The organism is Serratia sp. EWG9 (assembly GCF_019913725.1).
GTDB lineage: Bacteria > Pseudomonadota > Gammaproteobacteria > Enterobacterales > Enterobacteriaceae > Serratia > Serratia ureilytica.
This window is the reverse complement of record NZ_JADNRO010000010.1, coordinates 116,270-141,830: the sequence shown is the minus strand read 5'-3', so window position 1 is coordinate 141,830 and position 25,561 is coordinate 116,270. Positions and strand designations below refer to the sequence as shown.

The following is a 25,561-nucleotide window of genomic DNA, read 5'->3' as shown; positions in this document are numbered from 1 at the left end:
ACTTTCTTACAAAAAGTCTTGATTACCTTTTTCAGCCATGTAGTATCGACCAATTAAGTGATTGTTTTGAAATTTGATCTGGGTCACATGTCGCTACCTGTTTCGCCTTCCATTTTTACCGTAAGCCGCCTGAATCAGACGGTTCGCCAACTGCTGGAAATGGAAATGGGGCAGATTTGGCTCTCCGCCGAGATCTCCAACCTCTCCCAGCCCGCCTCCGGCCACTGGTATTTCACCCTGAAAGACGACCGCGCCCAGGTGCGCTGCGCGATGTTCCGCAACAGCAACCGCCGCGTCACCTTCCGGCCGCAAAACGGCCAGCAGGTCTTGGTGCGCGCCAGCATCACGCTGTATGAACCGCGCGGCGACTACCAGCTGATCGCCGAGAGCATGCAGCCCGCCGGCGACGGCCTGCTGCAGCAACAGTTCGAGCAGTTAAAACAGCGCCTGAGCGCCGAAGGGCTGTTCGATCAGCAGTTCAAGCAGCCGCTGCCCGCCCCGGCCAAACGCGTCGGGGTGATCACCTCCGCCAGCGGCGCGGCGCTGCACGATATCCTGCAGGTATTGCAGCGGCGCGATCCGTCGCTGCCGATCGTCATCTACCCCACCTCGGTGCAGGGCGCGGAAGCGCCGATGCAGATCGTGCGCGCCATTGAGACCGCCAACCGCCGCGATGAATGCGACGTGCTGATCGTCGGCCGCGGCGGCGGTTCGCTGGAGGATCTGTGGAGCTTCAACGACGAACGCGTGGCGCGGGCGATCTTCGCCAGCCGCATTCCGATCGTCAGCGCCGTCGGCCATGAAACCGACGTCACCATCGCCGACTTCGTCGCCGACCTGCGGGCGCCGACCCCTTCCGCCGCCGCCGAACTGGTGAGCCGCAATCAGCTCGAGCTGTTGCGCCAGCTGCAGTCGCAGCAGCAGCGGCTGGAGATGGCGATGGATTACTACCTGGCGCAGCGTCAGCAGCAGTTCACCCGCATTCATCACCGTTTACAGCAGCAGCATCCGCATCTGCGCCTGGCGCGCCAGCAGACGCTGCTGTTCAAGCTGCAGCGCCGAATGGAAGACGGCATGCAGCAGCAGTTGCGCCTGGCCGCCCGCCGCAGCGAACGTATCCAGCAGCGGCTGGCGCAGGTGCAGCCGCAGGGCCGCATTCACCGCTACCAACAGCGCGTGCAGCAGCAGGAATACCGTCTGCAGCAGGCGATGGAGCGCCAGCTCAACGCCTACCGCCAGCGTTTCGGCGTGGCGTGCAGCCAGCTGGAGACCGTCAGCCCGCTGGCGACGCTGGCGCGCGGCTACAGCGTGACGCAAACTCCGCGCGGCGAGCTGCTGAAAACCACCAAGCAGGCGCAGGTCGGCGAACTGCTGAAAACCCGCCTGCAGGATGGCTGGGTGGAAAGCGAGGTGAAAACCATCACCGTCGCCAAAAAGCCGCGCAAGAAGCGCGCGGCCGAGTAAGCCCTACTCCAGCGTAAAACGCTCGCCGGGTTCACCGTTCACCCACAGCGCGCGCGTTTCGCCTTCCGGCAGGCTGAGCATCAGCGTGCGCCAGGCCGGGCGGAAATGCCCTTCCGTCGTGATATCCACCATGATGCGCTGATGGTCGCAGCGCATTTCCCAGCGCAGCCACAGCGCATCGCCCTGCCGCCAGCCGTCGCTTTCGCCGTCGTCCTCAAACAGCAGCCCGCCGCTCGCCCCGCCGCCCTTGAGCGGAAACAGGCGCAGCTCGCGCCGATCGTCGGCGGCCACGTCCACATGCGCCAACCGCTGCGACAGCGGCAGCGCCGCCCCGGCGCGCACCAGCAGCGGCAGACGCTCCAACGGCGCCGCCAGCGTCACCGTCTGGCCGCCGCCGAACCACTGGCCGCTGTAGAAGCAGTACCAGCCTTCGCCGTTATCCGGCAGATACACCGAACGGCGACGTTGCCCCGGCTCCACCACGCTGGCCACCAGCAGATCGCGGCCAATCAGAAAATCGTCGTTTTCGCCAAAGGTGCGCGCATCCTGTTCGTGATCGAGAAAAGTCGGGCGCAGCATCGGCTCGTCGTCGGCGCAGGCCTGCCACAGCAGCGTGTAGAAATACGGCAGCAGCCGGTAACGCAGGTTGATCGCCTCACGCACCGCCGGGGTGGCGGCCGGGTACATCCAGGGTTCGTTGACCGTGGCGTCGTCATTCCAGGAGTGGATGGTGAAACGCGGGTGCATCACGCCGTTTTGTACCCAGCGCACCAGCAGCTCCGCGTCCGGTTTGTCACCGGAGAAGCCACCGACGTCGTGGCCGAGGTTATACAACCCGGACAGGCTCATGCCCAACCCCATGCGAATGTTGTAGCGCAGCGTCTGCCAGCTGGTGCGATTATCGCCGCTCCAGGTCTGCACGTAGCGCTGCATGCCGGCGCAGCCGGAGCGCGAGATCAGGTACGGCCGCCGCTGCGGCGCAAAGCGCAACTGGGCCTCCATCGAGGCGCGCATCATCAGCAGCGGCATCACCGGGCGGAGATGTTTGATGGCGATCGGCCGTCCAAAGCCGTGGCAGCGCGCTTCGCCGTCCCACACTTCGTACTCGTTGTTGTCGTTCCAGGTCGAATCGATGCCCATCTCCAGCAGCTGCTGTGTGACGCCCTGCTGCCACCAGCGCACCGTCGCCGGATTGGTGAAGTCGAGATGCGATCCTTCGTCGTCCCAGAAGCTGGAGCGTTCCGGCGCGTCGCTTTGCGAATCGCGGATAAACAGCCCCTGCGCCGCCACCTCTTGATACTGCGGATGATCCTGCAGCAGGCACGGCTTGATGTTGGCCGCCAGCTTGAGGCCGGCGTCGTGAAACGCCTGGCTGAGCAGCCTGGGCTGCGGCACCTTGTCATAGTTCCAGTTAAACACGTAGCGTTTGTTGTTGATCGAGGTGTAGCCCGACGACAGCTGGAAAGAGTCGCAGGGGATGGCATGTTGGCGGCACAGCGCAATGAACTGTTGCAGCTGTTGCTGGGCGTCCGGCGCGTCGGTGTAGTGCATGGTCGAACCGCTGTAGCCCAGGCTCCACTTCGGCCCGAAGTGGGTGCGGCCGGTCAGGCGCACGAACGCCTTGGTGACGTCCAGCACCCGGGGGCCGAGGAACAGGTAGTAATCCAGATCGCCCGCTTCGGCCTGATAGCGGCGGTAGGCCGTATGGTAGTTGTCGATCTCGTTGCCCAGATCCAGCCAGCAGCTGCTCAGGTTGTCGTAGAACAGGCCGAAGCTCGCCTCCGGCCCGCGGGTGATGGTAAACGGAATGTGTTTGTACAGCGGATCGGTGCTGGCGGCGTTGTAGCCCATCGCGTCCAGATTGCGCATCTCGAAGCGGCGGCCGGTGCGTTCCAGATCGCCGGCCTTCTCCCCCAGGCCGTAATAGCGCTCATCGGCGAAACGCCGCTGGTAATGCGCCACGCCGTCGCCGTGCGCGTTGAGCAAGTAGGCGCTGGTCGGCCGATCCGCCGCCAGCGGCCGCCACTCGCCGTCGGCATTGCAATACTCCCACGCCAGCCACAGCGGCTGATGCACCGTCACGCGCAGCAGCGGCGTGCTGACCACCAGCCGATCGCCCTCCCGGCGCAGCTGATAGCCCGGCAGGCTGAAACCAGCGACGCTGAGCCGATCGCGCCCCTCCCAGGGCACATCCTCCTGCGGCGCAATGCTCCAGGTGCGATCCAGCGCCAGCTCGCCCTCACGTTTGATCAACACGCGGAACAGACCGTCTTCCAGCACGTACAGGCAGAAACGGTGGCGTTCATCGACCAGCAACTCGACGTGGTCGGCATGCTGCGCCGCCAGCGTCCAATTTTTCAACGTTTTCATACATATTCCACTTAGCTGTGTGAAGGGGTTTTCTTACCGCCGCGCTCGGCGATCAGGGCAATCAGGAACAGGGCGCCGATCAAATCGAAGAAGCCCATCGCGATGAACAGCGGGTTAAAGCCGAGGGTGTCGGACACTGCGCCGATCAGGAGCGTGAACAGGAAGCTGGCGATCCAGGCGCTGGAGCCGCGCATGCCGTTGACCGTCGCCATTTGGTTCTTATCGAACGATTCCACCACCAGGGCGCTGAGCATGCAGGAGATCACCTGATGGCCGAACCCGCCGATCGAGATCAGCGCGATCGCCACATAGGGATCTTGGGTGATCGCCACGAACGCCAGCGACACCATCAGGAAAGCGCCGGTCACCGAGCTGGCGACCACCGAGTTGACGCGGCTGCAGCCGAACCATTTGCGGTATAGGGTGGTGAGATAGCCGCTGGCGACGCTGCCGATATCCGCCGCCAGGAACGGCAGCCAGGCGAACATCGCTATCTGCTTCAGATCCATGCCGCGTTCGGTGGCCAGGTACAGCGGCACCCAGAAACTGAAGACCGCCCAGGCCGGCTCGGCGAGAAAGGCCGGGATGGCGATGCCATAGAATTTCTTGTTCTTGCACAGGCTGGCCAGTGAAGTGAAGAACGGCAGCTTCGGCAGCACCGGCTCGTTGTCTTCACGGATCAGATCCAGCTCTTGTTGGCTGAGGTTCGGGTGCTGCTGGGGCGAGTGGTAGAACAGCCACCACAGCACTACCCAGATCAGCGCCAGCCCGCCGGAGAACAGGAACGCGCCCTGCCAGCCGAAGGAGACGTGGGCGATGACGATGATCGGCGGCGCCAGCATGGCGCCGATGGAGAAACCGACGCCCGCCCAGCCGGCGGCGATCGGACGCTCCTTCTTCGGGAACCAGTCGGAGATCGCCTTGGCGTTGGCCGGGGTGGCCGCCGCCTCCGCGCCCCCCATGAAGAAGCGCAAAATGGCCAGTTGCAGCCAACTGCCGGCGCCGGCGTGCAGCATGCATACCACCGCCCAAATGCCCGCGCAGATCAGAAAGCCCATCTTCAGGCCGATGACGTCGATCAGCCAGCCGCAGATCGGCTGAAATACCGTATAGGCCAACTGGAACGACGCCACCACCCAGGCATATTGCTCGGTACTCATGTTCAGGCTGGTTTTCAGTTCCGGCGCCAGAATGCCCAGCGAGTTGCGGGTAATGTAGTTGACCGTGACGCCCAACAAGAACAGCGCCAGCATCCACCAGCGTAGCGATTTGAACTTGCGCCGGCCGCTCTGCGCGACCGTCTGATTGATCTCCACACTCATCGGTTCTCTCCCCGCGGCCGCCCGTGACAACGACGCGCGCATTGGTAGGGTACATTGCGCTATCAAAAGGGGACGGTGAACACAGGCCAACGCCCGCATAACAGACCGGCAGTCCATCACAACCCCATGATTTATTTTTTGTTTTCTTTTTCGCACACCGTTAAAATTGGACTGACAAGTCGTTAAAATTGGTGTACCAATGCAGACTACTCAGCGATCACGCACAGCGAAACGGGGTTTTTTGCAAAGATTTTCACAGGCGGGTGAAAAAATAGTCATAATGGCCGCAGGATCCAGTCAAGGTGCTGAAAAGCCGCAGTGAAAATATTCTCATGGACGAATTTGAAGGAGATCACAAAATGAACGGAAAGCTGAAAATCCAGGAGATCGCCCGCCAAACCGGGCTGTCGATCAGCACCGTTTCCCGCGTGCTGGCGGGCAAGGCCAACACCAGCGCCGAAGCGCGCCGCAAGGTGCTGGAATGCGCGCAGCAAAACGGCATTCTACAGGGCATTTCCAGCGGCCGACTGATGTTGAACAATGTGATGGTGTTCGCGCCGCAGCGCGCGTTCGACGTGCGCACCGATATCTTCTACTACAAGGTCATTCAGGGCATCGCCGCCGCACTGATGCAGCACGAGGTGCGCATCCGTTACTGCGGCCTGGAAGAGCAGCACAGCGACGGCGCGCTGTTTCTGGAAAAAATGAGCGATCCGCACACCGAAGCGGCGCTGATCATCGGCATCGACGACGAACACATCCATACCCTGGCGGCCGATCTGCCCAAACCCTGCGTGCTGATCAACTGCACCGATCGGCAGATGCGGCTGGACAGCGTCTCGCCGGATCATCAGCTGATCGGCGACTATTCCGCCAGCTATCTGTTCCAGCAGGGGCACAGCCATATCCTCAACCTGCAGTGTCTGCGCCGCCACACCATGGAGCTGCGGCTGGCGGGCATCCGGCAGGCCTACGCGCGGCATCATCTGCCGTTCGACGACGGCCGCCATCTGGTGACCACTTCCGGCTTCGGCAGCGAAGAGGCCGAACAGGCGCTGAGCACCTACCTGAACCGCGCCCCGCTGCCGACGGCGATCCTGGCCGGCGGCGACTACATGGCGGTCGGGGCGGTCAAGGCGCTCAGCAAGCTGGGGCTGAGCGTACCGGGCGACGTATCGGTGATGAGCACCGATGGCTTCAACCTGGCGGAAATACACGACGTGCCGCTGACCTCGGTACAGGTGCCGCGCGATGAGCTGGGCTACGAGGCGATCCAGCTGCTGCAGCGGCGCATGCTGCGCGCCGACGCGCCGCCGTGCAACCTGCTGCTGCATGGCCGGTTGGCGGTACGCGCCTCGGTGCGGCGCATCAGTCCCCACAAGACCACCCCGGCGGTGAGCACGCATAACCACAGGCTTTATGACGAGTAGACTACACTTAGGCTCAGTGCATTCATTCGATGAGGTAAATTTTTTGCCTAAGGAGAGCCACTATGCCAGCCCAGCGCATGCGTTCCGTCATTCCTCCCTACATGCTGCGCCGCATTATTGAACACGGTAACGCCCCGCAGCGCGACTGCGCGCTGCACACCCTGAACCACGTGCAAAGCCTGCTCGGCAACAAGCCGCTGCGTTCACCAACCGAGAAAAACGCCCGAGCCGGTGAAGCGCTCCGCGATATCTACGACGCCCAGAACGGCACCCAACTGCCCGGCAAACAAGTGCGCAAGGAGGGCCAGCCCAGTAACCACGACGTGGCGGTGGACGAGGCCTACGACTATCTCGGCGTCACCTACGATTTCTTCTGGCAGGCCTACCGGCGCAATTCGCTGGATAATAAAGGGCTGCCGCTGGTCGGCAGCGTGCACTACGGCAAGGAGTACCAGAACGCTTTCTGGAACGGCCAGCAGATGGTGTTCGGCGACGGCGACGGCGAGATCTTCAACCGTTTCACCATCGCCATCGACGTGGTCGGCCACGAGCTGGCGCACGGCGTGACCGAGAGCGAAGCCGGGCTGATCTACTACCAGCAGTCCGGCGCGCTCAACGAATCGCTGTCTGACGTGTTCGGTTCGTTGGTCAAACAATTCCACCTGCAGCAAACCGCCGATAAAGCAGACTGGCTGATCGGCGCCGGGCTGCTCGCCAAGGGCATCAAAGGCAAAGGGCTGCGCTCGATGTCAGCGCCCGGCACCGCCTACGACGACCCGCTGCTGGGCAAAGACCCGCAGCCTGCCAGCATGAAGGATTACATCCAGACCAAGGAAGACAACGGCGGCGTGCACCTCAACTCCGGCATTCCCAACCGCGCGTTCTACCTGGCGGCAACCGCGCTGGGCGGCTTCGCCTGGGAAAAAGCCGGCTACGTCTGGTATGACACGGTGTGCGACAAAGCGCTGCCGCAAAACGCCGACTTCGCCACCTTCGCCCGCGCCACGGTGAAACACGCGCAGGCGCGTTTCGATCAAAGCGTGGCGGACAAGGTGCAACAGGCCTGGCATCAGGTGGGGGTGGAGTAATGAAACCGCTGCCGACGCTCAATCAGGATACGGTCATTGAGCTGGCGCGCGAGGGAGGCTTCGCCTACATTCCCAAACTGGCGGGCCAGCGCCGCATTGCGCTGGCCGATATCACGCCGGAGCAACGGCAGCGCCTGAATCAGTTGCTGAATCAGACGCTGCCGTACGCCCAGGAAGAGGGCCAACCCAACTCCCCCGGCTGCGGCGACCAGCGCTACTACCGCGTACAGATCAACTACACCAGCCCCACCCTGAGCACCGAGATCGTGCTGTTAATCCCGGAAAGCAGCGCGCCGCAGGCGCTGGTGGATTTGTGGAAAACCGGTCAGGTGGATGAGTGAGGGCTTACAGCGGCTGATAGCTGAAATTCACCCGTTTTTTGGAGATCAGCCCGTGCCCGTTCTGGCACAGGTAATCCACCGCCCCGCAGGCCTTCAACTCTTGCAGCGGCTGCCCGCACTCCGGGCAGCTCGCCAGCTGCCGATAATCGCGCTGACAGGCGGCACAATGGTAGTGACCCGCTACCCAATTCATGGTCTGACGACAGTGCGGACAATGCGCATCCATAACGGCTCCCAGGTTAAATCGCGCCCCATGAGCGCAAGAAATAGATCCCCAACGCGGTGGTGAAGAACGACCCGACGGTGGTGATAGCGATAATGTTGGCCGCCAGCGTGGCGTTGCCGCCCATAGCGCGCGTCATCACATAGCTGCCCGAAGCGGTCGGCGTGGCGGAAAACAGGAAGATAATGCCCAGCGCCGCCCCCTGAAACCCGCATAGCCAGCCGGCCAGCGTCATCAGGAACGGCACCAGAAACAGCTTGGCCGCCGACGACAGCGCCGCCACGTTGGACGAGCGGAACATGGCGCGGAAATCCAGGCTGGCGCCGGTGCACAGCAGCGCCAACGGCAGCGACAGCGCGGAGATATAGCTGCCGGTCTGGCGGATCACGGTCGGGATGCCCAGCCCGGTTTGCGCATACAGCAGCCCGCACACCAGGCCGATGATCAGCGGATTGGTGACAATGCTGCGCAGCAGCGACAGGTGGCTGATTTTCTTGCCCTGCCCGCCCTGCAGGCTGCGCGTGAGGGTGATGACCGACAGTATGTTGAACAGGATCACGGTCACTGTCAGGTACAGCGAGGCGAGCGCAATGCCTTCGCTGCCGTAGGCGGTCATGGCGTAGGCCAAACCGACGATGGCGGTGTTGGCGCGAAACCCGCCCTGCACGAATACCCCGCGCTCACGTGGTTCTTTCACCACCCACCTGGCCGCCAGCTCCAGCAGCAGGAAGGTCGCCAGCGTGCCGACCGCGCCGAACAGCACCAGCGGCAGATTGCCGAGCAGCTGCGGATGGTTGTTGGCGATGCTGAAAAACAGCAGGCACGGCAGCGCCAGATTGAACACCAGGCGGGTCGCGCCATCGACGAAGCGGTCATCCATCAGGCGCCAATGGCGCAACAGGATCCCCAGCAGCATCATCAGCAGATTCGGCACGGTGACGTCGAACGCAAAACTCCAGGTTTCCCAGGACATGGTGTTCCTTCAGACAGGCGAGGTAATCTTCAGATAATAAAACGATTTCGGGCCAATAAAAAAGGGGCGCGGCATCACTGCCGCGCCCCTCATGAGCGATTACTTGCTCTTTTTCAGGTGGCTCATCAGGCGTTTGCGCTTACGCATCTGGGTCGGCGTCAGCAGGTTGCGTTTGCCGGCGAACGGGTTGTCGCCCTCTTTGAACTGGATGCGGATCGGCGTCCCCATCACGTTCAGCGAGCGACGGAAGTAGTTCATCAGGTAGCGCTTGTACGAATCGGCCAGATCGCTGACCTGGTTGCCGTGGATCACCACGATCGGCGGGTTGTAACCGCCGGCGTGGGCGTATTTCAGCTTCACGCGGCGGCCGCGCACCAACGGCGGCTGGTGATCGTCAACCGCCATCTGCATGATTTTGGTCAGCATCGAGGTGTTTACGCGACGGGTTGCGCACTCGTAGGCTTCCTGTACCGATTCGAACAGGTTGCCGACGCCGCTGCCGTGCAGGGCGGAAATAAAGTGCACCCGCGCGAAGTCGACGAAGCCCAGACGCAGATCGAGCATCTCTTTCACGTGCTCGCGATCTTCTTCGCTCATGCCGTCCCACTTGTTGACCGCAATCACCAGTGAGCGCCCACTATTGAGGATAAAGCCGAGCAGCGAGAGGTCCTGATCGGAGATGCCTTCACGCGCGTCAATCACCAGCAGCACCACGTTGGCGTCTTCAATCGCCTGCAGGGTCTTGATCACCGAGAATTTCTCGACGGTTTCGGTCACCTTGCCGCGTTTGCGCACCCCGGCGGTGTCGATCAGCACGTATTCGCGTTCGTCGCGCACCATCGGAATGTAGATGCTGTCGCGGGTGGTGCCCGGCATGTCATACACCACCACGCGCTCCTCGCCGAGGATACGGTTAGTGAGCGTAGACTTACCTACGTTCGGGCGGCCGACGATCGCCAGTTTGATCGGCAGATCCTGCGGATTGAACGCTTCTTCCGGCTCTTCGTCTTCTTCGCCTTCCAGCGTTTCGCCGTTTTGCTCGGCCCAGTAAGCGGCGTTGGCCTCTTCCTCGGTCAGCTCGACGTCTTCCGGTTTTTCCGGCACGAACGGCACCAGCACGTGTTCGATCAGCTGGGTCACGCCGCGGCCGTGAGAAGCGGCGATAGCGAACACTTCACCCAGACCGAGCGAGTAGAAATCGGCGGTGGCGGTGTCCGGATCCAGACCGTCGGTCTTGTTGGCCACCAGGAAGGTCGCCTTCTGGCGGCTGCGCAGGTGCTGGGCGATGCCCTGATCCGCCGGCATCAGGCCGGCGCGGGCGTCGACCATGAACAGCACGATGTCCGCTTCTTCGATCGCCAGCAGCGACTGACCGGCCATGCGCGTTTCGACGCCGTCTTCGGTGCCGTCGATGCCGCCGGTATCGACGATGATAAATTCATTGCCTTCGATTTCAGCACGACCATACTTGCGGTCACGCGTCAGCCCCGGGAAATCCGCCACCAGCGCATCACGCGTATGGGTTAAACGGTTGAACAAGGTGGATTTACCCACATTCGGGCGCCCGACCAGCGCGACGACAGGTATCATTGTTGAAGCCTCATTACTTAATAATCAATGCGTTACTGCACTGTGGATAGACACCGTCGGTGCAGCTTATAAAATACGAAACGGCCCCTGAACATTCAGGAGCCGTTTTCCCCTTCATCTTTCGCGCCACAGCGGCGTTGTCTGCGCACCTTCGCCTCGGTCACTTAGCTCACTAAGCTCCCGAGGACTCATGCGCTTGCCGCCTGGCTGCAACCCGAAATCATTCGGGTGCAAGAAGGGTTACGACGAGCGGCGTTAGCGGGTGAAAGCGTAAACTTTCCCGCCGCGAGCCTGGATGATCAGCTTGTCGCCGGCCACCATCGGCGCAGACAGGAAGCCGGAGCTGTCCACTTCCTGCTGGGCGACAAAACGGCCATCGGTGGTGTTGACCCAGTGCAGATAGCCTTCAGCGTCACCGGTCACCAGATAACCATTATACATCACCGGCGGCGTCAGGTTGCGGTGCAGCAGATCGCTTTGCGTCCACACGGTCACGCCGCCTTCGGTGCTGAGCGCCACCACGCGATCGTTCTGGTCGATCAGGTAGATGCGGCCCGCGTCGACAATGAAATCATTCACCGAACCCAGCTCGCGTTTCCAGATGATCTGACCGGAACGCAGATCCAGCGCCGTCAGGTTGCCGTTGTAACCCAGCGCGTAGACCACGCCGTCAACGATCACCGGCGTGGTGTCCACGTCGTTCAGGCGATCGATTTCGGTCGCGCCGCTCGGCTGAGAAATGCGCTGTTGCCAGATCAGTTGGCCCTGCTGCATCAGCACGGCGCTGACGCGGCCGTTGTCACCGCCGACGATGGCGGCGCCAAAGGCGACGGCCGGCGCGGATTCACCGCGCAGCGACAGCGAAGGCATATCCAGGTTAACCGTCCACTTCACCGCGCCGTCGGCTTCGTTCAGCGCCTGCAGCATGCCGTTGGAGGTATGCACCAACACCATGCCGTCGCTGACAACCGGACGGGAGATCGCTTCGCCGGCCACTTTGGTCTGCCAGGCGATGGCGCCGTCGGCGGTGTTCAATGCGTAAACCACCGCTTTTTCGCTGCCGACGTAAACCTTGTCGCCCGCAACCGTCAGGCCGCCCGACAGCAGCGCAGACAGGTTGCTGGAGAAGAAGCCGGTCTTCTCGGAGAGGTTGACCTTCCACTTCTCGTTGCCGCTGTCGGCGTCCATCGCTTTCACGATGCCAAAGCGATCGGCGGCGTAAATGGTGCTGTCCTGATAGGCCGGGCGCAGGTGGGAGTAATACTCACCGATACCGTCGCCCACCGAGGTGCTCCACGCCTTGTTCGGCGTAAACTGATTTTCAACTTTCGGCAACGGCGACATGGTAACCACGTCTTCTTCGCTGTTAAACAGCGAGCAACCACTCAGCAAGGCAGCGGAAACCAGTCCGACCAAGAGTGTTTTACGCAATTGCATGGGAATTCCCCTTAGCTGGACAAGTTATTCAATTTCATGCGCAGCAGAACCTGCAGCGCTTGAGAAGCGTTGGACTCAATGCCTTTGCTGTAAGCTTCGCGCGCGCCCTTGGCGTCGCCCTTCGCCAGCAGCACATCGCCGCGCACATCCTGCATCATCGCCGCCCAGCCTTCGCCTTTCACGCCATCCAGCGTTTTCAGCGCTTCATCCAGCTTTTTCTCCTGCAGCTGGACGCGCGCCAGACGCAGGTCGATCATCGCCAACAGGTTGTCGTCTTTGGTCTGGCCCTGCGCCAGCGCCAATTGTTGTTCCGCCTTGGCGAAATCATTCTGTTCGACAAAGTGCTTGGCCAACTGCAGCGCGGCCAGTACGCCGTAGCTGTTGCCGTTGGCCTGGACAAATTTCTCTGCGGCAGCCACGTCATCCGGCTTGCCGGCCGCCAGACGATCGCTGGCTTCCTGATAGGATTGCGATGCCGCCATCATGTTGGAGTTTTCATGGCTCTGCCAGTAACGCCAGCCAACCAGGGCACCAATTCCGAGCACCACGCCCACCGCCAGCGCTTTGCCGTTCTCGGCAAAGAACCGACGCAGTGCGTCGACTTGTTCGTTTTCAGTGGTATAGACTTCCACGGTGTCCTTCTCCTTAACCTAACATCAAAGCCAGACGCGCAGCGACTTCGCTTTGCTCCAGCGTTTCTTGTTCACCACTGCGCAGGTCTTTCACCACCACCTGCTGCGCCGCCACTTCGCTCTCGCCCAGGATCAGCGCGATGCGCGCGCCCCATTTGTCCGCACGGGTGATCTGCTTCTTGAAGTTGCCGCCGCCGTAATTGGTCATCAGCTTCAGCTGCGGCGCCGCGTCGCGCACCTGTTCAGCCAGCTGCATCGCCGCGCTCTGGGTGCCCGCGCCGGAAGAGATGACGTACACGTCGATAGCCGACGGCGCCTTGAATTCCGGGTTGACCGCCTGCACCAGCAGCACCAGGCGCTCCAGGCCCATGGCGAAACCGACCGCCGGGGTGGCGCGGCCGCCCAACTGCTCGACCAGACCGTCGTAACGGCCGCCCGCGCAGACGGTGCCCTGCGCGCCCAGGCTGGTGGTCACCCACTCAAACACGGTGCGGTTGTAGTAATCCAGACCGCGCACCAGGCGCTCGTTAACGGTATATGGGATACCTGCCTGCGCCAAAAGTTCACACAGACCGGCGAAGTGAGCACGGGATTCTTCATCCAGGTACTCGGACAGGCGCGGCGCGTCGTTCAGCAGCGCCTGCACCTCAGGATTCTTGGAGTCCAGCACGCGCAGCGGGTTGCTGTACATGCGGCGTTTGCAGTCTTCGTCCAGCACCTCGACGTGCTGCTCCAGGAACGCCACCAGCGCATCGCGGTAGTTGGCGCGCGCCTCCAGCGAACCGATGGAGTTCAGCTCCAGCTTAACGTGCTCGGCGATGCCCAGCGCTTTCCACCAGCGGGCGGTCAGCAGGATCAGCTCGGCGTCGATATCCGGGCCTTGCAGGCCGAACACTTCCGCGCCCAGCTGATGGAACTGGCGATAGCGGCCCTTTTGCGGGCGCTCGTAGCGGAACATCGGGCCGATGTACCACAGACGCTGTTCCTGATTGTACAGCAGACCATGTTCGATGCCGGCGCGCACGCAGCCGGCCGTCCCTTCCGGACGCAGCGTCAGGCTTTCGCCGTTGCGGTCTTCGAAGGTATACATCTCTTTTTCCACGACGTCGGTCACTTCGCCGATCGCGCGTTTGAATAACGGGGTCTGCTCTACAATCGGCAACCGGATTTCGCTGTAACCGTAGCCGCCCAGCACCTGCTTGAGGGTGCCTTCAATACGCTGCCATAATGCCGTTTCTTCCGGCAGGTAGTCGTTCATGCCGCGGATGGCTTGAATGTTCTTTGCCACGTGAGTTCTCTGTCCGTTGTCTGTAAAAATGAACCTGATTATAGGGACTTTGCCGCCCGGTATTCAACGCGGATGCGGTTTTCCGCCCTTCAGGCGCATAAACAAGCGGGCCAACAGGCCCGCCGTGTAGCGATAACGCTTATTTTTCCAGCAGATTGACCGTGATACGGTTGCTTTCGTCCATCATCGCGGCCTTGGCGCGAATCTTCGCTTCCAGCTGGTCGATCATCTGTTCGTTGTCGAAACGCTCTTTCTGGCGCACGCCGTCTTCGTAGAAGCCGCTCTTCTTGTGGCCGCCGGTCACGCCCATGGTGGACACCAGCGCTTCGCCCGGGCCGTTCACCACGCAACCGATGATCGAGACGTCCATCGGCGTGATGATGTCTTCCAGGCGCTGCTCAAGCGCGTTCACCGTGCCGATCACGTCGAACTCCTGACGCGAACAGGTCGGGCAGGCGATGAAGTTGATGCCGCGCGCGCGGATGCGCAGCGACTTCAGGATATCGAAACCGACCTTCACCTCTTCGACCGGATCCGCCGCCAGCGAGATGCGCAGGGTATCGCCGATGCCTTCAGACAGCAGCATGCCCAGGCCGATGGCCGATTTGACCGACCCGCTGCGCGCGCCGCCGGCTTCGGTGATGCCCAGATGCAGCGGCTGATCGATGCGCGACGCCAGCAGACGGTAGGATTGCACCGCCAGGAACACGTCCGACGCCTTGACGCTGACCTTGAACTGGTCGAAGTTGAGGCGATCGAGGATATCCACGTGGCGCATGGCGGATTCCAGCAGCGCTTCCGGCGTAGGTTCGCCGTACTTTTCCTGCAGATCTTTCTCCAGCGAACCGCCGTTGACGCCGATGCGAATCGGGATGTTCTTGTCGCGGGCGCAGTCCACCACCGAGCGAATGCGCGATTCGTTGCCGATGTTGCCCGGGTTGATGCGCAGGCAGTCCACGCCGTATTCGGCAACCTGCAGCGCGATGCGATAATCGAAGTGGATATCGGCGACCAGCGGCACGTTGACCTGCTGCTTGATCAGCTTGAACGCCTCGGCGGCGTCCATGGTAGGAACCGAAACGCGGACGATGTCGACGCCCACGCGCTCCAGCGCTTTAATCTGATTAACCGTTGCTTCAACATCGGTGGTACGGGTGTTGGTCATCGACTGCACGGCAATCGGCGCGCCATCACCAATAGGCACCTTGCCGACGTAAATGCGTGTAGATTTTCGACGGTTGATGGGCGCTTGGTTATGCATTACTTACTCTCCATTGCTGCTCTGACATCACGACCGGGGCCGCGCGATTACTGCGCGGCGACGGTCAGGCGAGCAACACGGTTTGACTTAACGAACCGGCTCAAATCAACCGGTTTACCCTGATACTGGATCTGTACTGCCGCCGGCGCGCCGATGGTCAGTTTGTACGGCGCAGTGCCGGTCAGGTTCAGCTTGCCGCCCTGCTTCTGGGTGCCGCTGAACAGCGTTTTACCGCTCGCGTCGGTCACCTGCAGCCAGCAGTCGGCGGAGAAATCCATCACCAGCGCGTTCGGATCGGCCGCCGGCGCAGCCACGCCCGCATCGGCGGTCGGCAGCGGCGATTGCGCCGCCGGCGCGGTTTCCGGCAGGGTGGTCTGGCTTGGCGACACCACGGCAGGCTGTTGCTGAGCCGCGCCCGGCGTCTGGGCGGTCGCCGCCGGCGCCTGAGCCGCTGCGCCGGTATCGGCCGGCGCGGCGCTGTTGTCGGTCAACGGCACGTTGGTGCCGGCGTCGGCGTTGCCGTCCGTCAGCGGCACGGACTGCCCTTCGTTATTCTGTGAAAGCTGCGCGGAGGATTGATCGGCCATGGTGGCGATCTCTTCCTGCTGCGCCTTGTGGTTTTGCCACCACCAGGCGCCGGTCAGGCCAATCACCACGAACACGATAAGCCAGGTGAAGCTCATCAGCCAGCCGTCGCGTTTCTTGCGGCGCTTGCCCAGCGAGAAGCTTTGCATCGGCGCCACTTTCGCCATCTTCAACGGTGCCTGCTTGGCCAGCATCGGCAGCAGTTCGTCTTCCGGCAAATGCACCAGCTTGGCGTAGGAACGGATGTAGCCGCGCACGAAGGTGGACGCGAGGTCAGCGGACACGCTGTCTTCCTCGATATCGCGCACGGTGGACATTTTGAGACACAGGCGTTCTGCAACGGCCTGTTGGCTCAGCCCGAGTTGCTCACGGGCCTGACGCAGGCGCTGGCCCGTCGTCATGGATACGGTTTTATCTTGGGAGGCTTCAGTATTCATTAGCTAAGAACTGCTGGTACTGTTTGGATTGTGGAAAACTTCGCGCTAACTGCTTGCCATAGCGTTGAACGCTATCCTGACGGCCGGCTAACGCGGCGAAACGAATCTGTAACCATAAGCTGCTGGCGCTAGCCGGCAGAACATGCTGATAAACATCCAATAAAAGTTGCGACTGGGCGCGCTTCCCTTCTCCAAATTGCTTTTCGGCCTCCGCCAACAGCGGAGCGCCTTTGTCCGGATCGACTTTCAGCGCGCGGCTCAACAGCGTGCGCGCTTCATCGTTTTGTCCGGCCTTGAGAAAACAGTAACCTGCGTTTTCCAGGCTGTCAGCGACCTGACCATAATCGGGCGCCAGCGCCGCAGCGCTAAACTGCTGTTGCGCCGGTACATACTGCCCTAAACTGCAAAGAAACGCACCGTAATTATTCAGTACGGTGCCATTGCCCGGCGCAAGTTTGAGCGCTTGCCGATAACGCTGTTCGGCCGCGGCGTTTTCACCGATCCGCTGCGCGTAGAGCGCCATGCCCAACTGCGTGCGGTAATCCTGCGGGGCCGCGTCCAGCGCCTTTTCCAGGTTCTGGCGCGCGGCGTCCATGTCACCTTGCTGCAGGTACTCCAGCCCCAGTTGCAACCGCGTCTGGCCCGCCTCAGCGACCTGTGCTTCCTTTTCCGGCGATGAGCCGGAACACCCGACCAACAACCCGACCGCCAGCCACACACCCCACAGTTTCAGCTTCATGCCCGCATTCATTTCCTTATCGGCCGTCAGCTAACGCCCATTAGCGTCAACATCTCGCATAACAGGCTGTTAGATAACAAAAAAGGTGCTATAGGATTCAGACCGCCCGTACGTTGATAGGTTCCCCGGCCATTTTCTTTTTCAGGGTACGCTTGGTACGGTCGATCACTTCACCCGCCAGTTGCCCGCAGGCAGCATCGATATCGTCACCGCGGGTTTTACGAACAATAGTCGTAAAGCCGTATTCCATCAACACCTTGGAGAAACGATCCACCCGGCTGTTGGAGCTGCGACCGTACGGAGCGCCCGGGAACGGGTTCCATGGGATCAGGTTGATCTTGCACGGCGTGTCTTTCAGCACTTCCGCCAGCTGATGCGCATCGTCGGTGCTGTCGTTGATATGATCCAGCATCACGTACTCGACGGTGACGCGCCCCTGGTTGGCGTTGGATTTCTCCAGGTAGCGACGCACCGCGGACAGGAAGGTCTCGATGTTGTACTTGCGGTTGATCGGCACGATCTCATCGCGGATGGTGTCGTTCGGCGCGTGCAGCGAAATGGCCAGCGCCACGTCGATCATGTCGCCCAGCTTGTCCAGCGCCGGCACCACGCCGGAGGTAGACAGGGTCACGCGGCGTTTGGACAGGCCAAAGCCGAAGTCGTCCAGCATGATTTCCATCGCCGGCACCACGTTGTTCAGGTTGAGCAGCGGTTCGCCCATGCCCATCATCACCACGTTGGTGATCGGGCGTTGGCCGGTCACCTTCAGCGCGCCGATGATCTTCGCCGCGCGCCACACCTGGCCGATGATTTCCGACACGCGCAGGTTGCGGTTGAAGCCCTGCTGCGCCGTCGAACAGAATTTGCACTCCAGCGCGCAACCCACCTGCGAGGAGACGCACAGCGTCGCGCGGTCGGCTTCCGGGATGTACACGGTTTCGACCTGCTGATCGCCCACCTTGATCGCCCATTTGATGGTGCCGTCGGCCGAGCGCTGTTCTTCCGCCACTTCCGGCGCGCGGATTTCCGCCACGCGCTGCAGCTTGCCGCGCAGGACTTTGTTGATGTCGGTCATCTGCTCGAAATCGTCGCAGCAGTAGTGATAAATCCACTTCATCACCTGATCGGCGCGGAACGGTTTCTCGCCCATTTCGGCGAAGAACTCGCGCATTTGCTGGCGGTTCAGATCCAGCAGGTTGATTTTGGCCGCAGCCGGTTGCTCCACGTTAACGGAGGGGGTAGTCAGCGAATTATTTTCAGACACGGTGTGCTCGGACGTGATGGGTTCTAACATAATGATCTCTGGCCTCGTTATTACACGTTATGGCGCTAAAGAATGGAAAGTAAGTTGTGCATTTCAGCCCGCATGATTCGGGTGGCGGCACTAAAAACACGCCCCTGACAAGTCGTCTTATCAGGGGCGCGGCATTGTACAAATTTTAGTAGCGGGTTTCTATGGCTGAAAGGCATTCAGGGCATTTTTATTGTTTCAGCCGGTGAATGCCTGGCTATCAGCTCAGAAACGGCACGATTAACGTGCGCAGATTTCGCTTTCGTTGAAGAAGTAAGCGATTTCACGCTGTGCGGATTCAACGGAGTCGGAACCGTGAACGGCGTTAGCGGTGAAGCTGTCCGCGTAGTCGGCGCGCAGGGTGCCGGCCAGTGCGTTGTCCGGGTTGGTTGCGCCCATGATGTCGCGGTTGCGCTGCACGGCGTTTTCAGATTCCAGAACCTGCACCATGATTGGGCCGGAGGTCATGAACTCTACCAGACCGTCGAAGAATGGGCGGCCTTTGTGCTCAGCGTAGAAGCCTTCAGCTTGCTCGCGAGTCAGACGCAGCATTTTAGCGGCGATGATTTTGAAACCGGCGCGCTCGAAACGCGCGTAGATAGCGCCGATGTCGTTGTTGGCTACAGCGTTTGGTTTAACGATGGAAAAGGTACGTTCTACGGTCATGATGGCCTCTGTATGACTTCCAAAACAGGCCGGTCTGCAATGTTGCCGGCCTTCTCAAGTGGCGCAGATTATATGTGCGCCGTTAACGCTTGCCTACGGGAAAATCAACATTTCATTAAAAAAATATGATCTTCCTGCGGCATTTCCGACCACGCGCCGCGTTACTGGGTTTTGTCGGTGGACGGAATCAAATTGCGCAGCCAGCTGCCCCAGCGGCGCTGATAAAACGGCTGCGTATGGGCGATCAGGTAGTGGCTGATGCCGCGCTCTTTCTCCGACACCAGGCAGAAATCGACCGGTTCGTCATTCGGCGCCGTTTCGCTGGCGACGCTGCCAGCCTCGTTGATCAACGCCTCGATCTCCGCCGGTTCTGCATCCACTTCCAGCCCGATCAGCAGATTCGGCTTCTCGTCCGCCGCCTGGTCGTGCATCAGTGCCAGAAACGCGCGGCGCACCGGTTTGCGCTGGCTGAACAGCGTGGTCAGCGCATCCACCATCGCCGACGGGTACTCTTCGGGCTGCCCCAACAGAATTTGGGTCTCTTTGTCGACGTAATGCTCAACCGGTTTGACGACGCCACCGGTCGCCAGCAGCATCGCCACCTCTTCCGGGTAGAACTCTTTGCCGTATTCCGCCTTCGGGTTGAGGAACAGATCCGCGCCCTGGGTGATTTCAAACAGCACCCGAGCCGGCATGGCGATGAACGGCTGTTCGTCCTCAACGGCCTTCTGCAACGCGTCCAGCGAGGTGAAGAACGGAATGATGCTGCCGCCGTCCTGCTTTTCCCAATGCTGGATATTGACCGGCGTATCCGCGTTCAGCGTGATGTCGCCGTCCTGCTGCACCTGCTCGCTGTCGCCGAGGATCAGCACCGTGGCGTCGAGCAGTTCACGGAAGAACGCCGGACGGTGGGCCGGCTCCGTCACCGCCAGCTTCAGCAGGCGTTCAAGCTCGTTCTCGCTCGGGGCGGCATCGTGATGATGGGAACTCATGGCAAACTCCAGGGATCAAATAGCGAGGCCCAGCATGCTGGGCCCCGAAGATAATGCGCATTCTAGCGCCCGACGCGGCGGGCGTTCAATTATTTGGCTTTGCTCAGCAACAGATTGGCCAGGGTGCGCACGCCCAGCCCGGTCGCGCCGGCCGACCACTGATCCACCGCGCCTTTGCGGTAGGTGGCGGAGCAGTCGATGTGCAGCCAGCCTTGCTGGTAGTTCTTAACGAAATGCGACAGGAAGGCCGCCGCGGTGCTGGCGCCGGCGGTGTAGGCCGGGCCGGCCACGTTGTTCAGCTCGGCGAAGTTGGACGGCAGCTGGCTGCGGTGGAACTCGGCCAGCGGCAGACGCCAGAACGGCTCGTGCTCGGCGGCGGCGCTGCTCAGCAGCTCTTGCGCCAGCGCGTCGTCGAAGCTGAACAGCGCGTGATAGTCGTTGCCTACCGCCGTTTTCGCCGCGCCGGTCAGGGTGGCGCAGTCGATAATCAGCTGCGGGTTCTGCTCAGAAGCGTCGATCAGGCCGTCGGCCAGCACCAGGCGCCCTTCCGCATCGGTGTTCATCACCTCAACGGTTTTGCCGTTGCGGTAGCGAATGATGTCGCCCAGTTTGAAGGCGTTGCCGCTGACCATGTTGTCGGCGCAGCACAGGTACAGCTTCACGCGCTGCTTCAGGCCGCGCGCCGCCGCCAGCGCCAGGGCGCCGGTGATAGTGGCCGCGCCGCCCATGTCGGATTTCATCGAATCCATAAAGGCGCTCTGCTTCAGGCTGTAGCCGCCGCTGTCGAAAGTGATGCCCTTGCCGACTAGGCAAGCGAACACCGGCGCATCCGGGTTACCGGTCGGGTTGAAGTCCAATGCCAGCAGCACCGGCGGACGTTCGGAGCCGCGGCCGACGGTGTGGATGCCGGCATAGTTCTGCTCGCGCAGATCTTCGCCCTTGGTGATGCGGTAGCTGACGGCATCGCAGCCGACGTCGCACATCAGATCGACGGCGCGGGTCGCCAGTTGCTCCGGCCCCAGCTCTTCCGCCGGCATGTTGATGGTGTCACGCACCCAGTCGACGATCTTCAGGCGCTTATCCAGCTCCTGACGCGCGGCTTCCGGCAGTTCGGCCCATTCGACGTTGCGCTGCCCTTTCGGCCCGCGATAGCCTTGCCAGAACGCCCAGCTGTTTTCCAAATCCCAACCGTCGCCGGCCAGCTTGACGTTTTTGATGCCCTGACCGTCAATTTTGCGGCCCGCGCGCTGGATCGCGCCCAGCTTGTCGGCGCCGGTCAGGTGGATGGTCATCCCTTCGCCGTTGGTGCTCAGCAGCGCTTTTTCGCCCCAACGGGCGTCGGCAGGTTGTTGCGACAGCGTGACCTGCATGAATTCTGTTGTCATAGCCTTCTTACTCCGGATGTTCCCTTTATTATTTCATTAGGGCTTTATTGCATACCCTATGGATTTCAAATTGCAGCTAGGCGCCCAGCGATCTCATCCCCAGGAGCTTACTCAGGTAAGTGACTGGGGTGTGATCGTGCAGGTAACAACGCTGCGGTTTGAAAGACGACGGGTATGTCGGATACAAAATAAACGGGCCGCCCATGGCAGCCCGTTACGCTATTTACTCCGCTTCATCTAACCAGACCAGCAGGATCGCTTCCAGTATTTTTTCGTTGGAAGCCTGCGGATCGTCGTCGAACTCTTCGAGATCGCAGATCCACTGATGCATGTCGGTAAAACGCACGGTTTTCGGATCGGTGTCCGGGTATTGGTCGTACAGGGCTTCGCCGATTTCTCGGCTGTCGGTCCACTTCAGTCCCATTATGATCTCCGGGTTGGCGCTGCGGCTAACAATTAATGCTCACGCGCGTGGTTGACGGTGTAGCGCGGCATTTCGACCACCAGATCTTCGTCGGCGACCAGCGCCTGGCAGCTCAGACGGCTTTCCGGCTCCAGCCCCCAGGCTTTGTCCAGCATGTCATCTTCCAGCTCGCTGCTCTCTTCCAGCGAATCGAAGCCTTCACGCACGATGCAGTGGCAGGTGGTGCAGGCGCAGGATTTCTCGCAGGCGTGCTCGATTTCAATGCCGTTGCGCAGCGCAACGTTGAGGATCGACTCCCCTTTTTCGGCTTCCAGAACCGCCCCTTCCGGGCACAGATCTTGATGGGGCAGGAAAACAATTTTAGGCATGGTTAAACCTCATCCACAGAATGGCCAGCCAGCGCGCGGCGAATGGAAGCGTCCATGCGGCGCGCGGCAAAATCTTGCGTTTGTGCATCTAATGTTTTGATGGCGTCTTCGATAGCGGCGGGGTCTTCACCCTGCACCGCCTGCTGCAACGCCTGGGTCGCGGCGGCGATCGCCTGGCTTTCCGCCTCGCTCAGCAGCGCGGCGTCGGTAGCCAGCGCGCCCTGCAGGCTTTCCAGCACCCGCGCGGCTTCCACGCGTTGCTCCGCCAGCTTGCGCGCGCCCACGTCGCTTTGCGCGTTGGCCATCGAATCCTTGATCATGCCGGCGATTTCGCTGTCCGACAGGCCGTACGACGGCTTAACCTGGATCGAGGCTTCCACGCCGGTGGATTTCTCCATCGCGGTGACGCTCAGCAGACCGTCGGCATCCACCTGGAAGGTGACGCGAATGTGCGCGCCCCCGGCAGGCAATGGCGGCAGGCCGCGCAGCGTGAAGCGCGCCAGCGAACGGCAATCCTGCACCAGCTCGCGCTCGCCCTGCAGCACGTGGATCATCATCGCGCTCTGGCCGTCTTTAAAGGTGGTGAACTCCTGCGCGCGCGCCACCGGAATGGTGGTGTTGCGCGGGATCACTTTCTCCACCAGACCGCCCATGGTTTCGAGGCCCAGCGACAGCGGGATCACGTCCAGCAGCAGCATGTCGCTGTCCGGCTTGTTGCCCACCAGAATGTCGGCCTGGATCGCGGCGCCGATGGCGACCACTTTATCCGGATCGATCGACGTCAGCGGCGTGCGGCCGAAGAAGGCGCCCACTTGCTCACGCACCAGCGGCACGCGGGTGGAACCGCCGACCATCACCGCTTCCAGTACCTCGTCGGCGGCGACGCCGGCGTCTTTCAGCGCGCGGCGGCAGGCCATCAGCGTGCGTTTCACCAACGGAGCGATCAGCGCTTCAAACTGGGCGCGGGTCACTTCACCCTGCCAGCCGGCCACCTCGACGCGCACGCTGTCGGCATCGCTCAACGCGATTTTGGCGGCGATGGCGGCATCCAGCAGTTGGCGCTGCACGCCGTGGTCGCTGCGATCGGCCACGCCGGCCTGCTCGCGCAGCCAGTCGGCCAACAGGTGATCGAAGTCGTCGCCGCCCAGCGCGGAATCGCCGCCGGTGGCCAGCACTTCGAACACGCCGCGGCTGAGGCGCAGAATGGAGATATCAAAGGTGCCGCCGCCCAGATCGTAAACCGCGATCACCCCTTCCTGGCCGGAATCCAGCCCATAGGCGATCGCGGCCGCAGTGGGTTCGTTCAACAGACGCAGAACGTGCAGGCCGGCCAGACGCGCCGCGTCTTTGGTGCCCTGGCGCTGCGCGTCGTCGAAGTAAGCGGGAACGGTGATCACGACGCCATCCAGCTCGCCTTCCAGCGCCGCTTGCGCGCGCGCGGACAGGGCTCGCAGGATATCGGCGGAGACGCCGACCGGGTTAACCGCGCCGGCGGCGGTGACGATCAGCGGCAGGCCGTTGTCGCTGGCTTGGAATTGGTACGGCAGGTTCGGGTAACGTTGCTGCACGTCCGCCAACGAGCGGCCCATCATGCGTTTGATGGAGCTGACGGTATTGGCCGGATCCTGCGCCGCCTGTTGGCGCGCCTCCCAGCCGACGCGCTGCGCGTCCGCCTGATAATGCACTACCGAAGGCAGCAAATGGCGACCCTGTTCGTCGGCCAGCGTTTCCGCTTGCCCGCTGCGCACCGTGGCGACCAGCGAGTTGGTGGTGCCCAAGTCGATGCCGGCGGCCAGACGTCGCTGGTGCGGCGCGGCGCTGAGGCCAGGCTCACTAATTTGTAATAAGGCCATGTTGAAGCTTCCACAATCAGAATCAGAAGGTGTTACTCAAAACCCAGCAGTTTTTCTTCGAGTTGTTCAACCTGTTGCTGGAGTTTGTCCAAGAAGCGCAGCTTGCGCACGGTGTCGGCGGCGTCCGCCCACTGTTCACTGTCCAACTGCTGCAGCATCAGCGCGCTGCGCTGTTTGACCGAGGCGGCCAGCCGCGCGCCGAAATCGGCCAGCAGGCTTTCCGCCTCCGGCTTGCGCTCAATGGCGTCGAGCTCTTCGCGCAGTTCCAGCTGTTCCATCAGGAACGCGGTGTCGCGCATCGTATGCTGTTCGTTGCCCAGATCGAAGCCGTGCAACGATAGCATATACTCCGCGCGTTTTAACGGGTGCTTCAGCGCCTGGTAGGCTTCGTTGATGGTCGCCGCCTGCTGCAACGCCATCAGGCGTTCGCGCTCCGGCTGGTTGGCGAAACGATCGGGGTGGAATTGGCGCTGCAGATCCTGGAAGCGGGACGCAAGCAGGCTGCCGTCCACGGTGTAGCGAACTGGCAGCCCGAATAAAGTAAAGTAATCCATAGCGTGCTCTGGGCGTTAGCGGATGAAGTTCCCCCGCCGAAACGGGGGAGCACGATGGACTGTCAGACGTTGAAACTCTCGCCGCAGCCGCACTCGCTTGAGACGTTCGGGTTGTTGAACTTGAAGCCTTCGTTCAGGCCTTCCTTAACGAAATCAAGCTCGGTGCCGTCAAGGTAGACCAGGCTCTTGCCGTCGATGATCACCTTGATGCCTTTGTCTTCAAACACGATGTCGTCATCGTTGGCTTCGTCAACAAATTCCAGCACGTACGCCATCCCGGAGCAGCCGGAAGTTCGCACTCCCAGACGCAGGCCGAGACCTTTGCCGCGGTTCGTCAAAAACGCCTGAACACGCTGCGCAGCGCTGTCGCTCATGGTAATAGACATCACAACCTCACACTTCACATCAAAGCCCGGCGCGGCCGGGCCGACTCAGACAAATTACTTGGCGCTATGCTTGCTCTTATAGTCGGCAATCGCTGCTTTGATGGCGTCTTCAGCCAGGATCGAGCAGTGAATTTTGACCGGCGGCAATTCCAGCTCTTCGGCGATCTGGGTGTTTTTGATCGCTTCAGCCTGATCGAGCGACTTGCCTTTCATCCATTCGGTCACCAGTGAGCTGGAGGCGATGGCGGAACCGCAGCCGTAAGTTTTAAAGCGCGCGTCTTCGATGATGCCTTCATCGTTAACCTTGATTTGCAGCTTCATCACGTCGCCGCAAGCCGGCGCCCCTACCATGCCGCTGCCGACGGTAGGATCTTCGTTGTCGAAAGAACCCACGTTACGCGGGTTTTCATAATGATCGATTACTTTTTCGCTGTAAGCCATGACCTTGCTCCTGAAACCTGA

25 protein-coding genes are annotated in these 25,561 nt (G+C 61.4%); 4 read left to right on the top strand and 21 right to left on the bottom strand.

Annotated elements, in window-relative coordinates; genetic code table 11:
• Positions 1 to 87 precede the first annotated feature (87 nt).
• A complete protein-coding gene (gene xseA, locus ITX55_RS20070; protein WP_147881066.1) occupies positions 88 to 1,464 on the top strand; it encodes an exodeoxyribonuclease VII large subunit in 1,377 nt (458 codons plus the stop codon).
• Between the two features lie 3 nt (positions 1,465 to 1,467).
• Here the strand turns inward: xseA and ITX55_RS20065 are convergent, their stop codons facing one another.
• The gene (locus ITX55_RS20065) at positions 1,468 to 3,834 is read right to left on the bottom strand and encodes a TIM-barrel domain-containing protein (RefSeq protein ID WP_197756185.1); all 2,367 of its coding nucleotides are present in this window, start codon (positions 3,832 to 3,834) and stop codon (positions 1,468 to 1,470) included.
• An 11-nt stretch (positions 3,835 to 3,845) separates the two neighbouring features.
• A complete protein-coding gene (locus tag ITX55_RS20060; protein WP_033651564.1) occupies positions 3,846 to 5,156 on the bottom strand; it encodes an MFS transporter in 1,311 nt (436 codons plus the stop codon).
• A gap of 359 nt (positions 5,157 to 5,515) precedes the next feature.
• Between ITX55_RS20060 and ITX55_RS20055 the strand changes: the two genes are divergently transcribed.
• The 3 genes from ITX55_RS20055 (at position 5,516) to ITX55_RS20045 (ending at position 8,015) form a co-directional block, all read left to right on the top strand.
• Positions 5,516 to 6,586 (top strand): LacI family DNA-binding transcriptional regulator, encoded by a 1,071-nt coding sequence (locus tag ITX55_RS20055; protein WP_042785773.1) that lies wholly within the window; start codon positions 5,516 to 5,518, stop codon positions 6,584 to 6,586.
• 62 nt (positions 6,587 to 6,648) lie between these two features.
• A complete protein-coding gene (locus ITX55_RS20050; RefSeq protein WP_033644087.1) occupies positions 6,649 to 7,674 on the top strand; it encodes a M4 family metallopeptidase in 1,026 nt (341 codons plus the stop codon).
• Positions 7,674 to 8,015: a protealysin inhibitor emfourin gene (locus ITX55_RS20045; RefSeq protein WP_016929750.1), complete on the top strand. Its 342-nt coding sequence runs from the start codon at positions 7,674 to 7,676 to the stop codon at positions 8,013 to 8,015. The genes ITX55_RS20050 and ITX55_RS20045 overlap by 1 nt, the downstream gene beginning before the upstream one ends.
• 4 nt (positions 8,016 to 8,019) lie before the next feature.
• Here ITX55_RS20045 and ITX55_RS20040 read toward each other — a convergent pair whose 3' ends face one another.
• From ITX55_RS20040 to iscU, 19 genes are all read right to left on the bottom strand, one after another.
• Entirely contained in the window at positions 8,020 to 8,241 is a 222-nt protein-coding gene (locus ITX55_RS20040) for a zinc ribbon domain-containing protein (RefSeq protein ID WP_004941446.1), read from the bottom strand.
• Between the two features lie 13 nt (positions 8,242 to 8,254).
• The gene (locus tag ITX55_RS20035) at positions 8,255 to 9,211 is read right to left on the bottom strand and encodes an AEC family transporter (RefSeq protein WP_164106891.1); all 957 of its coding nucleotides are present in this window, start codon (positions 9,209 to 9,211) and stop codon (positions 8,255 to 8,257) included.
• Positions 9,212 to 9,310: 99 nt separating this feature from the next.
• Positions 9,311 to 10,801 carry a ribosome biogenesis GTPase Der gene (gene der / locus ITX55_RS20030; protein ID WP_004941442.1) on the bottom strand — a complete coding sequence of 497 codons (1,491 nt, stop codon included), beginning with the start codon at positions 10,799 to 10,801 and terminating at the stop codon, positions 9,311 to 9,313.
• Between the two features lie 255 nt (positions 10,802 to 11,056).
• Entirely contained in the window at positions 11,057 to 12,238 is a 1,182-nt protein-coding gene (gene bamB, locus ITX55_RS20025; protein ID WP_033644089.1) for an outer membrane protein assembly factor BamB, read from the bottom strand.
• Between the two features lie 11 nt (positions 12,239 to 12,249).
• Positions 12,250 to 12,870, bottom strand: coding sequence for a YfgM family protein (locus tag ITX55_RS20020; protein ID WP_033635592.1), 621 nt, complete (start codon positions 12,868 to 12,870; stop codon positions 12,250 to 12,252).
• Between the two features lie 13 nt (positions 12,871 to 12,883).
• Positions 12,884 to 14,158 (bottom strand): histidine--tRNA ligase, encoded by a 1,275-nt coding sequence (gene hisS / locus ITX55_RS20015; protein WP_197756186.1) that lies wholly within the window; start codon positions 14,156 to 14,158, stop codon positions 12,884 to 12,886.
• Between the two features lie 139 nt (positions 14,159 to 14,297).
• Positions 14,298 to 15,419, bottom strand: a complete 1,122-nt coding sequence (gene ispG / locus ITX55_RS20010; RefSeq protein ID WP_016929756.1) for a flavodoxin-dependent (E)-4-hydroxy-3-methylbut-2-enyl-diphosphate synthase — start codon at positions 15,417 to 15,419, stop codon at positions 14,298 to 14,300.
• Positions 15,420 to 15,466: 47 nt separating this feature from the next.
• On the bottom strand, positions 15,467 to 16,441 hold the full coding sequence (rodZ, locus tag ITX55_RS20005) for a cytoskeleton protein RodZ (RefSeq protein WP_033644090.1): 975 nt from the start codon (positions 16,439 to 16,441) through the stop codon (positions 15,467 to 15,469).
• Positions 16,431 to 17,180, bottom strand: a complete 750-nt coding sequence (gene pilW / locus ITX55_RS20000) for a type IV pilus biogenesis/stability protein PilW (protein WP_108682339.1) — start codon at positions 17,178 to 17,180, stop codon at positions 16,431 to 16,433. The genes rodZ and pilW overlap by 11 nt, the downstream gene beginning before the upstream one ends.
• A gap of 97 nt (positions 17,181 to 17,277) precedes the next feature.
• Positions 17,278 to 18,474: a bifunctional tRNA (adenosine(37)-C2)-methyltransferase TrmG/ribosomal RNA large subunit methyltransferase RlmN gene (locus ITX55_RS19995; protein ID WP_004941426.1), complete on the bottom strand. Its 1,197-nt coding sequence runs from the start codon at positions 18,472 to 18,474 to the stop codon at positions 17,278 to 17,280.
• A gap of 237 nt (positions 18,475 to 18,711) precedes the next feature.
• Positions 18,712 to 19,137, bottom strand: coding sequence for a nucleoside-diphosphate kinase (gene ndk / locus ITX55_RS19990; protein WP_004941424.1), 426 nt, complete (start codon positions 19,135 to 19,137; stop codon positions 18,712 to 18,714).
• Between the two features lie 161 nt (positions 19,138 to 19,298).
• Positions 19,299 to 20,129: an enhanced serine sensitivity protein SseB gene (sseB, locus tag ITX55_RS19985; RefSeq protein WP_060660349.1), complete on the bottom strand. Its 831-nt coding sequence runs from the start codon at positions 20,127 to 20,129 to the stop codon at positions 19,299 to 19,301.
• 89 nt (positions 20,130 to 20,218) lie between these two features.
• Positions 20,219 to 21,514, bottom strand: a complete 1,296-nt coding sequence (pepB, locus tag ITX55_RS19980) for an aminopeptidase PepB (RefSeq protein WP_033632327.1) — start codon at positions 21,512 to 21,514, stop codon at positions 20,219 to 20,221.
• A gap of 223 nt (positions 21,515 to 21,737) precedes the next feature.
• Positions 21,738 to 21,938, bottom strand: a complete 201-nt coding sequence (gene iscX, locus ITX55_RS19975) for a Fe-S cluster assembly protein IscX (RefSeq protein ID WP_006327336.1) — start codon at positions 21,936 to 21,938, stop codon at positions 21,738 to 21,740.
• 32 nt (positions 21,939 to 21,970) lie between these two features.
• Complete coding sequence (gene fdx, locus ITX55_RS19970) at positions 21,971 to 22,306, bottom strand: ISC system 2Fe-2S type ferredoxin (RefSeq protein ID WP_004941417.1); 336 nt, start codon at positions 22,304 to 22,306, stop codon at positions 21,971 to 21,973.
• Between the two features lie 2 nt (positions 22,307 to 22,308).
• Positions 22,309 to 24,159 carry a Fe-S protein assembly chaperone HscA gene (gene hscA, locus ITX55_RS19965; RefSeq protein ID WP_047574014.1) on the bottom strand — a complete coding sequence of 617 codons (1,851 nt, stop codon included), beginning with the start codon at positions 24,157 to 24,159 and terminating at the stop codon, positions 22,309 to 22,311.
• A 32-nt stretch (positions 24,160 to 24,191) separates the two neighbouring features.
• Entirely contained in the window at positions 24,192 to 24,713 is a 522-nt protein-coding gene (gene hscB / locus ITX55_RS19960) for a co-chaperone HscB (RefSeq protein WP_033644094.1), read from the bottom strand.
• A gap of 62 nt (positions 24,714 to 24,775) precedes the next feature.
• Positions 24,776 to 25,099, bottom strand: a complete 324-nt coding sequence (iscA, locus tag ITX55_RS19955; protein WP_004941410.1) for an iron-sulfur cluster assembly protein IscA — start codon at positions 25,097 to 25,099, stop codon at positions 24,776 to 24,778.
• 54 nt (positions 25,100 to 25,153) lie between these two features.
• The gene (gene iscU / locus ITX55_RS19950) at positions 25,154 to 25,540 is read right to left on the bottom strand and encodes a Fe-S cluster assembly scaffold IscU (RefSeq protein WP_004941408.1); all 387 of its coding nucleotides are present in this window, start codon (positions 25,538 to 25,540) and stop codon (positions 25,154 to 25,156) included.
• Positions 25,541 to 25,561 lie beyond the last annotated feature (21 nt).

Excerpts from the sequence above, each read along its gene's own strand:
- ITX55_RS20045 (WP_016929750.1), top strand. The coding sequence starts at position 7,674 with ATGAAACCGCTGCCGACGCTCAATCAGGATACGGTCATTGAGCTGGCG.
- ITX55_RS20040 (WP_004941446.1), bottom strand. The coding sequence starts at position 8,241 with ATGGATGCGCATTGTCCGCACTGTCGTCAGACCATGAATTGGGTAGCG.
- iscX (WP_006327336.1), bottom strand. The coding sequence starts at position 21,938 with ATGGGACTGAAGTGGACCGACAGCCGAGAAATCGGCGAAGCCCTGTAC.
- ITX55_RS20035 (WP_164106891.1), bottom strand. The coding sequence starts at position 9,211 with ATGTCCTGGGAAACCTGGAGTTTTGCGTTCGACGTCACCGTGCCGAAT.
- rodZ (WP_033644090.1), bottom strand. The coding sequence starts at position 16,441 with ATGAATACTGAAGCCTCCCAAGATAAAACCGTATCCATGACGACGGGC.
- iscA (WP_004941410.1), bottom strand. The coding sequence starts at position 25,099 with ATGTCTATTACCATGAGCGACAGCGCTGCGCAGCGTGTTCAGGCGTTT.
- ITX55_RS20055 (WP_042785773.1), top strand. The coding sequence starts at position 5,516 with ATGAACGGAAAGCTGAAAATCCAGGAGATCGCCCGCCAAACCGGGCTG.
- iscU (WP_004941408.1), bottom strand. The coding sequence starts at position 25,540 with ATGGCTTACAGCGAAAAAGTAATCGATCATTATGAAAACCCGCGTAAC.
- pilW (WP_108682339.1), bottom strand. The coding sequence starts at position 17,180 with ATGAAGCTGAAACTGTGGGGTGTGTGGCTGGCGGTCGGGTTGTTGGTC.
- sseB (WP_060660349.1), bottom strand. The coding sequence starts at position 20,129 with ATGAGTTCCCATCATCACGATGCCGCCCCGAGCGAGAACGAGCTTGAA.
- der (WP_004941442.1), bottom strand. The coding sequence starts at position 10,801 with ATGATACCTGTCGTCGCGCTGGTCGGGCGCCCGAATGTGGGTAAATCC.
- ispG (WP_016929756.1), bottom strand. The coding sequence starts at position 15,419 with ATGCATAACCAAGCGCCCATCAACCGTCGAAAATCTACACGCATTTAC.
- ITX55_RS20050 (WP_033644087.1), top strand. The coding sequence starts at position 6,649 with ATGCCAGCCCAGCGCATGCGTTCCGTCATTCCTCCCTACATGCTGCGC.
- hscA (WP_047574014.1), bottom strand. The coding sequence starts at position 24,159 with ATGGCCTTATTACAAATTAGTGAGCCTGGCCTCAGCGCCGCGCCGCAC.
- xseA (WP_147881066.1), top strand. The coding sequence starts at position 88 with ATGTCGCTACCTGTTTCGCCTTCCATTTTTACCGTAAGCCGCCTGAAT.
- ITX55_RS20060 (WP_033651564.1), bottom strand. The coding sequence starts at position 5,156 with ATGAGTGTGGAGATCAATCAGACGGTCGCGCAGAGCGGCCGGCGCAAG.
- hscB (WP_033644094.1), bottom strand. The coding sequence starts at position 24,713 with ATGGATTACTTTACTTTATTCGGGCTGCCAGTTCGCTACACCGTGGAC.
- fdx (WP_004941417.1), bottom strand. The coding sequence starts at position 22,306 with ATGCCTAAAATTGTTTTCCTGCCCCATCAAGATCTGTGCCCGGAAGGG.
- bamB (WP_033644089.1), bottom strand. The coding sequence starts at position 12,238 with ATGCAATTGCGTAAAACACTCTTGGTCGGACTGGTTTCCGCTGCCTTG.
- ITX55_RS20065 (WP_197756185.1), bottom strand. The coding sequence starts at position 3,834 with ATGAAAACGTTGAAAAATTGGACGCTGGCGGCGCAGCATGCCGACCAC.
- ITX55_RS19995 (WP_004941426.1), bottom strand. The coding sequence starts at position 18,474 with ATGTTAGAACCCATCACGTCCGAGCACACCGTGTCTGAAAATAATTCG.
- ndk (WP_004941424.1), bottom strand. The coding sequence starts at position 19,137 with ATGACCGTAGAACGTACCTTTTCCATCGTTAAACCAAACGCTGTAGCC.
- pepB (WP_033632327.1), bottom strand. The coding sequence starts at position 21,514 with ATGACAACAGAATTCATGCAGGTCACGCTGTCGCAACAACCTGCCGAC.